This window comes from Winogradskyella psychrotolerans RS-3 (genome assembly GCF_000427335.1).
Taxonomy (GTDB): Bacteria; Bacteroidota; Bacteroidia; order Flavobacteriales; family Flavobacteriaceae; genus Winogradskyella; species Winogradskyella psychrotolerans.
This window is the reverse complement of record NZ_ATMR01000140.1, coordinates 1-10,574: the sequence shown is the minus strand read 5'-3', so window position 1 is coordinate 10,574 and position 10,574 is coordinate 1. Positions and strand designations below refer to the sequence as shown.

Below are 10,574 nucleotides of genomic sequence, written 5' to 3'. Positions count from 1 at the left end.
TTTATCTTTTTATCTTTTATCTTGACTCTTGACTCTTGACTCTTGACTCTTGACTCTTGACTCTTAAATCCTGTCTCTTTCCTACCAACCAACAACAAACAACCAACAACTCTTAGCCTTTAGCTTTTAGCTCAAACTCGTCATTTATAACTAAAAGCTCTATTCTCTTTAATCTTAACTCTTGCATCTTGACTCCTGGTTCTTGCATCCTATCTCTTTCCTACCAACCTACAATCACCAACAACCATCAACTATCAACCACCAACCAACAACTATCAGCTCTTTCTTATATTTCCTTCACACTTCACACTTTACACTTTACACCCTACACATATAAATTTTAACCCATAACCCTCAACATTCCACTCATAACTCTTAACTTTGTTTACATGAAAGTATACACAAAAACAGGAGACAAAGGCACAACCGCACTTTTCGGTGGCACAAGAGTTCCAAAACATCATATAAGAATAGAAAGCTACGGTACCATCGATGAGCTTAACTCACATATTGGATTAATCAGAGATCAAGACATCGATCAATTGTATAAAAACACATTGATGGATATTCAAGATCGACTATTTACGGTGGGTGCTATTTTAGCGACAGATCCTGAAAAAGCACAATTAAAAACGGTAAAGCACGATTAAACATTCCGAAGATTTCTAACGAAGACATTGAGAAACTAGAAAAAGGTATGGACCTTATGGAAGACAGCCTACCACCTATGACGCACTTCGTTTTACCTGGTGGTCACACAACTGTGTCATTCTGTCACATTGCACGCACCGTATGCCGTAGAGCTGAGCGTTTGGCGTCGCATCTTAATGACTTAGAACCGTTTCAACCCGAAACATTGATGTATATTAATAGACTATCTGACTACCTTTTTGTGTTGGCACGGAAGTTGTCACATGACTTGCAAGCTGAAGAGATAAAGTGGATTCCTAATAAAGAATCTTAATTAAAACGTCAGTTCGAGTATTTCGATATTTTTTTATCGGAATGTATCGAGAACAGCGTTTTAAATACTATTGAGATTCTCGATACTAATTTTATTTCCAATAGGTCATAAAATTCACTCGAATTGACGAACATTTTATTTCAAAAGCACAGGATTAAAACAGCAAAATTTAATCTGAAATTAAAAGTTGACCATTACACGTTCTTTCTATTAATGATTAAACATTTATAAGTGATATTTGAATCATTCAAACCACATAAATATAAATGTTCAGCAAGACCGATAAATTAATTTATAAAAGTTAACAGCTAATTAATGTGATTTTTTCTTGGATTGTTCAACTAAAAATTATTTTTGCAAAAAATTAAATTACAACGCAATTATGTATTGGACATTAGAATTAGCATCTTATTTAAGTGATGCACCTTGGCCAGCAACCAAAGATGAGCTTATTGACTACGCAATTAGAACAGGAGCACCTTTAGAAGTTGTTGAAAATTTACAAGCAATAGAAGATGAAGGAGATTCTTACGACTCTATTGAAGAAATTTGGCCAGATTATCCTACTGACGAAGATTACCTCTGGAATGAGGATGAATATTAACATATAAAATTATCACAAAAAAGTCTCTTGCGTTATCTTAACTAAGAGACTTTTTTATTTTCGGATGTTATTTTATTGCGAAACAAAATCTATACCTCATTGATTGTTCCCATATGGGGACTTTAGCGGTGTTTTTAATTCATTATTATAAGCATCACGTTTTTAAAATATTAAAAACTAACTGAAATTAACAAAAAAGATTGATACAGATCAATCTATTACAAACCTATCAATATGACATTTTTAGATAAAGTGCTTAAAGTTTTTGTTGGAGATAAATCCAAACAAGACGTAAGTTCAATTAAACCTATTGTTGAAAAAATAAAAACTTTCGAAAAAGCATTAGAGGCTTTATCACACGACGAACTGAGGGCAAAAACAGCTGAATTTAAAGCTAAAATTACCGAAGCGAGGAAACCACTTCAAACTAAAAAAGACGAGCTTTTAGAAAAAGCTAAAATTACTGAAGATATTGACGAACGCGAAGACATGTACCTCGAGGTCGATAAAATCGATAACGAGATCTACGAAGTCACAGAAGAAGTATTAAACGATATTCTTCCAGAAGCTTTCGCTGTTGTTAAAGAAACGGCTAAACGTTTTGTTCACAATACACAGATTCCGGTAACAGCAAATGCCTTTGACCGTGAAATTTCTGGTGCTAAAGACTATGTAACGCTTGATGGTGACCAAGCCATTTGGGCTAATTCTTGGGATGCTGCAGGAAAGCCTATTACTTGGGACATGATTCATTATGATGTGCAACTTATTGGTGGTGTGGCAATGCACCAAGGTAAAATTGCAGAAATGCAAACTGGTGAAGGTAAAACGTTGGTTGCAACGCTTCCTGTATATTTAAATGCATTAGCTGGTAAAGGAGTGCACTTAGTAACGGTTAACGATTACTTAGCAAAACGAGATAGCGCTTGGATGGCACCAATCTTTCAGTTTCATGGTATGAGTATTGATTGTATCGATTACCACCAACCAAACTCTGATGCACGTCGTAAAGCTTACAACGCAGATATCACATACGGAACTAACAACGAGTTTGGTTTTGATTATTTACGTGATAACATGGCACATTCGCCAGACGATTTAGTACAACGTCCACACCACTATGCTATTGTCGATGAGGTCGATTCTGTATTAGTTGATGATGCACGTACACCTTTAATTATTTCGGGTCCTGTACCTAGAGGAGATGAGCACGAGTTTGATGCTTTAAAACCTAAAGTAAATGCTATTGAAGAAGTACAACGCAAATATTTAGTCGGTGTTTTAGCAGAAGCTAAGAAGTTAATTGCTGCTGGTGATACTAAAGAAGGTGGTTTTCAATTATTGAGAGCTTACAGAGGTATTCCAAAAAACAAAGCCTTAATTAAGTATTTAAGTGAGGAAGGTGTGAAGCAATTACTTCAAAAAACCGAAAATCACTACATGCAAGATAACAATAGAGAAATGCCTTTAGTAGATGCAGAACTCTATTATGTTATCGATGAGAAAAATAATCAAGTTGAATTATCTGATAAAGGTGTTGAATTTCTTTCAGGTGAAGATGATCCAGATTTCTTCGTGATGCCAGAAATGGGAACTGAAATTGCTAAGATTGAAAATAAAGGTTTATCATCTGAAGAAGAAGCAGATCTCAAAGAAGACTTATTTAGAGACTTCAATATAAAGTCAGAACGTATTCATACGCTTAACCAATTATTAAAAGCTTACGCCTTATTCGAAAAAGACAACCAATATGTTGTTATGGAAAACAAGGTTATGATTGTCGATGAACAAACCGGTCGTATTATGGATGGTCGTCGTTATTCGGACGGATTACACCAAGCGATTGAAGCTAAAGAAAATGTAAAAATTGAAGCTGCTACGCAAACTTTTGCAACGGTAACACTTCAAAATTACTTTAGAATGTACCGTAAACTGTCTGGTATGACAGGTACTGCGGTTACAGAAGCTGGTGAACTTTGGGAAATCTACAAATTAGATGTGGTAGAAATTCCAACCAACAGACCAATCGCTAGAGATGATAGAGACGATTTAGTTTACAAAACGAAACGTGAAAAATACAACGCTGTTATTGATGAAGTTGTAAACTTATCTAATGCTGGTCGTCCTGTACTTATTGGTACAACTAACGTTGAGATTTCAGAACTTTTAGGCAAGATGTTAAGCATTCGTAAAATAGATCATAACGTCTTAAACGCGAAACAACACAAAAAAGAAGCTGATATTGTCGCACAAGCTGGTAATGCTGGGCAAGTCACTATCGCCACCAACATGGCTGGTCGTGGTACCGATATTAAGTTAAGTGAAGAAGTAAAAAAAGCAGGTGGTTTAGCCATTGTAGGTACTGAGCGTCACGATTCGCGTCGTGTAGACAGACAGTTACGTGGTAGAGCTGGTCGTCAGGGAGATCCAGGAAGTTCACAGTTTTATGTCTCTTTAGAAGATAACCTAATGCGTTTATTTGGTTCTGAACGTATCGCTAAGATGATGGACAGAATGGGCTTAAAAGAAGGAGAAGTGATACAACATGGTATGATTTCTAAATCTATTGAGCGTGCACAGAAAAAAGTAGAAGAGAATAACTTTGGTGTTCGTAAGCGTTTATTAGAATATGATGATGTGATGAACGCACAACGTGAAGTCATTTATAAGCGTCGTCGTAACGCTTTACATGGCGAACGTTTAAGAGTGGATTTAGCGAACATGATTTTTGATACCTCAGAAGGCATCGCTGAAACGAATAAAGACGCCAACGACTTTAAGAATTTCGAATTCGAATTGATTCGTTATTTCTCAATGGAGTCTCCTATTTCTGAATCTGAATTCGGAAAAATGAATGCCACTGATATTGCAGGTACTATTTATAAAGCGGCCTTTAAGCACTACAGAGAGAAAATGCAACGTGCGGCAGATTTAGCTTTTCCTGTAATTGAAAATGTATATGATACACAACGCGATAAATTTAAGCGCATCGTTGTACCATTTACAGACGGAGTTAAAAACTTACAGGTTGTAACAGACTTAGAAAAAGCATACGAAACTAAAGGAAAGCAATTAATTAATGATTTTGAAAAGAACATTACTTTAGCGATTGTTGATGATTCTTGGAAAGTACATTTACGTAAAATGGACGAATTAAAGCAGTCGGTACAGTTAGCGGTTCACGAGCAAAAAGATCCATTATTAATTTATAAGTTTGAATCTTTTGAGTTGTTTAAAACGATGATCGATCTCGTAAATAAAGATGTAATATCATTCTTATTTAAAGGAGAAATTCCGCAAGAAACAGCAGATACCATTCAAGAAGCTAGAGTGCGTAAGCAAGAAAAGCTTGAAACACAGAAAGACGAAATTCCTAATTTGGATGAGCGTACGTCTCAAAACAGACAAGCTGGTGAAGGTGCATCTCGCCAACCACAACAAGTTGTAGAAACCATCGTAAGAGACCAACCAAAAATTGGACGTAATGATAAGGTTACAATTAAGCATGTAATGAGTGGTGAAACAAAAGACGTTAAATATAAGCAAGCCATTCCTTTGATTGAAAAAGGAGAATGGGTAATTGTTGAATAACACAAATTCCTGCGGACGCAGGAATTTCATTAATAGAATTAAAAATCCTGATGTTAACCCATTAGGATTTTTTTGTGATATACGCAATGTCACTTCCAACATTTACACTTTTTTTCGTCGGAATGTATCGAGAAGCATCATAATAAAAACAGCACCTTTAATAATCATCCACCTTCATATTCCTTAATCTAATCAGATTTTAGTAACTTTAAAAACAACAATTCAATCCAAAAATCCAATAATCTAGCGATCTAACAATCTAAAAATCTAAAAATCTAACATGAAACACATCATCACAGCAATAATTTTCACAGGACTCTTAATGTCTTGTAATTCTACAGACAAAACAAAAACAACCGTTCAAGATTCAGATGTAACGGAAACCACAACAGAAACAACCCCAACCGAAACCAATAAAACTTAAAAGCGATAGATTCTGACGACGCCTTAATTGCAACCGCATTAATGGCTGCACCCGAAGCCAGTAGAGCTGGTTGTAAGGTGATTGGCTATAATATGGCAGGCGAATTTGTAACCTTAAAAGAAGGCGATAACGAATTTATAGTTCTTGCAGACGACCCCAATAAAGAAGGCTTTAGTGCTGCCTGTTACCATAAAGACCTCGAGCCGTTTATGGCAAGAGGACGCGCCTTAAAAGCCGAAGGCAAAAAACATCAAGAAATATTTGATATCCGCGAAGAAGAAATGAAAGCGGGTAAATTTAATATCACTTCAGGAGCGACCTTACACATCTATTCCGGACCAAAAGCAGAGTACGATCCTGCAACAGCAAAAGTAGATGAAGCAAAACTACGTTATGTGGTGTATTTACCTTGGGCTACCGCAGCATCTACCGGTTTACCAGAAGCACCAGTAGCTTCAAACCATCCTTGGATTATGAATCCTGGAACACACAGAGCACATATTATGATTTCTCCTTTGACAGATGAAAGTCATTAGTTTATAAAACAATAAGAAAAGTTTTACTAGAATATTGAATTCAATGGAAATACAATGACTCACGCTGAGCATGACTACATTTCAATATTCTAGTTTTATTTTATTATCAATAGAACATAAAAAAGAAGAATTAATTAAAACTGATGTCTTAGTAAAACGTTGTAAATTCAAAATAATAAGTACAGCTCTAATGAAAGCATTGCTTTTAACGCTTATAAAGCGATGCAATTCAGTTCGATATTTATTCATTAAATTCGTCGTTTCACTACGCTATAAGAAGTCAACGTTACAGTTCTATTTATGCGAATCAAAAAGTGACCTATTTTAGACTAAAAAATGATTTTTAACTCCCTTGATTTTGCTATATTTTTACCAATCATTTTTATTATTTATTGGTTTGTCGCGAATAAAAACCTAAAGCTCCAAAATTTAATAATTGTAATCGCCAGCTATATATTTTATGCTTGGTGGGATTGGCGCTTTTTATCTTTGATTCTTTTTAGTAGCTTAATTGATTATTTAGTTGGACTTAGCTTGTCTAAACAAGACGACGAAACAAAAAGAAAACAGTTACTATGGATTAGCATTCTAGTAAATCTTGGGTTCCTAGGGTTCTTTAAATACTTTAATTTTTTTATAGATAATTTTACGAGTGCTTTTTCATTATTTGGTACTGAAATTAGTTCAAATTCCTTAAATATTATTCTACCTGTTGGTATTAGTTTCTATACGTTTCAAACCTTAAGCTATTCTATAGACGTTTATAAACGGAAACTTGAACCCACTAAAGACATTATTGCATTCTTTGCTTTTGTAAGCTTTTTTCCACAACTAGTCGCCGGACCAATTGAACGTGCCACAAATCTATTACCTCAATTTTATAAAAAACGTCATTTCGATTACGCCAAAGCTATTGATGGGATGCGACAAATACTTTGGGGACTATTCAAAAAAATAGTCATTGCAGATAATTGTGCAGAATATGCCAATCAAATTTTTAATAATTCTTCAGACTATTCAGGAAGCACTTTGGCTTTAGGTGCTATCTTTTTTACATTCCAAATTTATGGTGATTTCTCTGGGTATTCAGACATTGCCATTGGTACGTCTCGCCTCTTTGGTTTTAATTTAAAACAAAATTTTGCAACTCCATATTTTTCCCGAGATATAGCTGAATTTTGGAGACGATGGCACATGTCACTTTCTACATGGTTTAGGGATTATGTCTATATACCTTTAGGTGGAAGTCGAGGTAGTCTATTAAATAAAATTCGGAATGTATTCATCATATTTCTTGTCAGTGGATTTTGGCATGGTGCAAATTGGACCTATATCGTTTGGGGAGCTTTAAACGCATTGTATTTTTTGCCTATTCTTCTCACCAAAAAGAACAGAAATCATTTAGATATTGTTGCTAAAGACAAACGCTTCCCAAGTCTTAAAGATTTCTGGCTAATGTCATTTACTTTTGGGTTAACCGTTTTTGCCTGGATATTTTTTAGGGCAGAATCGCTTCAACATGCCATAGACTATATCAAAGGTATATTTTCAGGATCTTTATTTAAAATACCGCAATCACTAACCAATGATACGATGTTAACGCTACTTCTCATCTGCTTTTTTATCGTTATAGAATGGTTGGGACGCGAAGGACAGCACACCTTATCACAACTTTGTAGAATTGAAAAACGCTATTACAGATGGTGTTTTTATCTTATAATATGCCTATTGATTTTTATGCATCAAGGAAAACAACAAGAATTTATATATTTTCAATTTTAGTTATGAGCATATTTATTAAACGTATTTTACTTTTCACGTTCCTTTTATTAGGCATAATTGTTTTGACTTTAATTGGCGTATCATCTTTAGATAGAAAATTCACTAGCTTTAAACTTCAAAACAATCCTAAACACATCGTATTAGGGCATTCTCAACCCGAATGTGCGTTTAACGATCATCTAATTCCTAGCTTAAAAAACCTATCTCAATCTGGCGATTCCTATTTTTACATTTACTTTAAAACGAAAGAGGTTATTATACAAAATCCAGCGCTAGAAGTTGTTTTTATTGAGTTCACAGACAATCAATTAAATATGAATGAAAATATTTGGGGAAATAAATACATACCCTACAAATACCCTAAATATTCTTCTTTTATGAGTATGACTGACAAACTCGTATTATTTAAAAATAATCCATCGGCATTCATAAATGTGCAGTCACTTTCCCTGAAAATGAAGCTTACAAGAATCATTAAAAATGAAGTGTATTTCTCTAACGACTTTGGTGATTACTTCTATTTAGAAAGAGACAAAACAGATTCGCTAGTAGATAATATATCTTCTTTAGAAGACGAATTTTCTACTGTAGAGAATGGAGTTTCAGAAGTCAATTTATCATATCTAGATGCTATAATTAAACTTTGTAAAGAAACGGTAAAAAGTTATTTTGATAAGAAGTCCGCTTCACAAAAAATACCTTGAGTCTGTTAATGAGGAAAAATATATTGAAATACTGAAAACGCGATACGGAACTATGGATTATCTGGACTTTTCAAATTTTCCACTCTCTAATTTTCAATATGGCGACCTTCAACATCTAAACCATAAAGGAGCTAATGTATTTTCTGAATGGTTTGCCACGTTATTACAGAACGGGTTATTGGAAAAAGAAAACAAACAAGCATTTATAAATGACATGATGCTAAATGAAACTAAAGAATAAATCTTAAAATGAGTATGAAAATTTGCTGTCGTCATTTCGTAAAACAGAAGAAATGAAAGCCGGTAAATTTAATAACACTTCAGGAACGATGTTGCATATCTATTACGGACCAAAAGCCATCCTATGGCTCATTCCAACCAATACCATAAAAAAATTCCTGATGTATCGCATCAGGATTTTTTTTGAGATATACGTAACGTCACGTCGAGTGTTCCGACCTTTTTGTCAGAATGTATCGAGAAGCATTATAACCAAGCATCAATTTATTTACAACAATCGTATCCATCACTTAGCCGTCTACAATAAAAATAAAGCGTCACTTAGATAGCTTCAAAAACCACCCAACTCTTACGAGCACCATGTAAAATTTCCAGCAACCTATTCGTTTTTTTTATACCATTACGGAAAACAGTAATCATAAGTCTTGTAACTATCTTATATTTATTGAAATGCACGTAATGTTGTGCATTAAACTTTGTAAATTTTTTCTTAATATTATAAACTAAGAATGGAGTACCATTGCGTTTGATATCCCGAATTAAAAAAGGGATAAAAAGGATGATTGTGCTCTTGTAACTAGTTGTAAAACATTTGAAAAAAACAATCAGCATACTAACATTTATCTTAATTCTCTCTTGCTCTTCCGAAAAAGACAAGATTGAAAAAAGTACTGATATGACTTATTTAGGTGGAATTATAGAAAACTATATGTTTGAATGTACTGACGCAAATCAATTAGAGGTACATACAAAAGCGAAATACAATCCAACCGATTCTACTTTAACTTTCTTTATTGGAAAATCTAAAACAGAATTCTTTCAGAAGTGGAATATTCCATTGCGAGATATTTATGTGGATATAAATTTCATTCATTCTTTGACAGACACAATGAAACAAATAAACATTAAAGCAACTGAAAAAGATTCTGTTATTCAATATTCTGACAAAAAAAATATGACTTTTAAAATGACAAATTCTTATAATATTTATTTATTTGATTGGTGTGATAAGGAAAAACAAAACAATTTTATAAGTGCATTCGAGAGAATAACTGAGTTGAGTAAACTTAAATAAAATGCAAGAAACCATCAAAAATAGAATTCCTATTCACGTTGATTTAGCACCAAATCGTGACGAAGTTTATTCAGGGATTTGCCTAAAATCTAACGACAATATCTTCATCTTTATCTGTTTTAATGACGAGACAAAAGAATTTGATGGTTTTGCAATTATTAGAAATTTCGAAATTGATAAATATCGAGAATGGGACGAAGAAGAATTAAGTGAAATAAAGAATAACAATTACTCGGAATTTATCGAAAAACTACCACTCGAAAAAATGAACAATATGTTCGAGTGTTTATCGGAATTGGAAAACGAAGAGTTGATTGCAATATTTACAGAAACTGATGATGATTCATATTTTGTCGGACAAATTAAAAATCTAACAGAAAACGAAGCGGAATTAAAATTAATGAATGAAGATGCGGATTGGATTGAAAATGAGAAAATAAAAATTGCCGAAATAACTTATATTGGATTTCGGACAAGTATTGAAAAAGAGTTACTAAATAAAAACGTTTTACAACACCGTGTATAATTAATTGCTTGGTCACTGCCGACTTACGAACATTCCTGCGGAATATTCTATCTGTGATTTATTTGCTAAATTAGGTGCTTAACCACGCAACTAATCATACACAATCACGTTGTAAGCAATTTAAGAGA

Annotated in this window: 7 protein-coding genes and 2 pseudogenes; all 9 read left to right on the top strand. The window is 33.8% G+C overall.

Going from position 1 to position 10,574, the window contains the following annotated elements; all coding sequences use genetic code 11:
- The first annotated feature begins 389 nt into the window (after positions 1-389).
- The 9 genes and pseudogenes from ADIWIN_RS14895 to ADIWIN_RS14850 all read left to right on the top strand — a co-directional run bounded on the left by ADIWIN_RS14895 (position 390) and on the right by ADIWIN_RS14850 (position 10,446).
- Positions 390-964: pseudogene (locus ADIWIN_RS14895) on the top strand (cob(I)yrinic acid a,c-diamide adenosyltransferase).
- 382 nt (positions 965-1,346) lie between these two features.
- Positions 1,347-1,568: a DUF2795 domain-containing protein gene (locus ADIWIN_RS14890; protein ID WP_008272287.1), complete on the top strand. Its 222-nt coding sequence runs from the start codon at positions 1,347-1,349 to the stop codon at positions 1,566-1,568.
- 234 nt (positions 1,569-1,802) lie between these two features.
- On the top strand, positions 1,803-5,159 hold the full coding sequence (gene secA / locus ADIWIN_RS14885; protein WP_020897343.1) for a preprotein translocase subunit SecA: 3,357 nt from the start codon (positions 1,803-1,805) through the stop codon (positions 5,157-5,159).
- 280 nt (positions 5,160-5,439) lie between these two features.
- Positions 5,440-6,119: pseudogene (locus ADIWIN_RS14880) on the top strand (hypothetical protein).
- Positions 6,120-6,455: 336 nt separating this feature from the next.
- Positions 6,456-7,901 (top strand): MBOAT family O-acyltransferase, encoded by a 1,446-nt coding sequence (locus ADIWIN_RS14875; RefSeq protein ID WP_020897340.1) that lies wholly within the window; start codon positions 6,456-6,458, stop codon positions 7,899-7,901.
- Positions 7,902-7,903: 2 nt separating this feature from the next.
- Entirely contained in the window at positions 7,904-8,605 is a 702-nt protein-coding gene (locus ADIWIN_RS14870) for a hypothetical protein (RefSeq protein WP_020897339.1), read from the top strand.
- Entirely contained in the window at positions 8,571-8,846 is a 276-nt protein-coding gene (locus tag ADIWIN_RS14865; protein WP_040757541.1) for a hypothetical protein, read from the top strand. Before ADIWIN_RS14870 ends, ADIWIN_RS14865 begins: the two co-directional genes overlap by 35 nt.
- 591 nt (positions 8,847-9,437) lie before the next feature.
- Positions 9,438-9,920, top strand: coding sequence for a hypothetical protein (locus ADIWIN_RS14855; RefSeq protein ID WP_020897337.1), 483 nt, complete (start codon positions 9,438-9,440; stop codon positions 9,918-9,920).
- A gap of 1 nt (position 9,921) precedes the next feature.
- Positions 9,922-10,446 (top strand): hypothetical protein, encoded by a 525-nt coding sequence (locus ADIWIN_RS14850; protein ID WP_020897336.1) that lies wholly within the window; start codon positions 9,922-9,924, stop codon positions 10,444-10,446.
- Positions 10,447-10,574: the final 128 nt, after the last annotated feature.

Excerpts from the sequence above, each read along its gene's own strand:
- ADIWIN_RS14890 (WP_008272287.1), top strand. The coding sequence starts at position 1,347 with ATGTATTGGACATTAGAATTAGCATCTTATTTAAGTGATGCACCTTGG.
- secA (WP_020897343.1), top strand. The coding sequence starts at position 1,803 with ATGACATTTTTAGATAAAGTGCTTAAAGTTTTTGTTGGAGATAAATCC.
- ADIWIN_RS14875 (WP_020897340.1), top strand. The coding sequence starts at position 6,456 with ATGATTTTTAACTCCCTTGATTTTGCTATATTTTTACCAATCATTTTT.
- ADIWIN_RS14870 (WP_020897339.1), top strand. The coding sequence starts at position 7,904 with ATGAGCATATTTATTAAACGTATTTTACTTTTCACGTTCCTTTTATTA.
- ADIWIN_RS14850 (WP_020897336.1), top strand. The coding sequence starts at position 9,922 with ATGCAAGAAACCATCAAAAATAGAATTCCTATTCACGTTGATTTAGCA.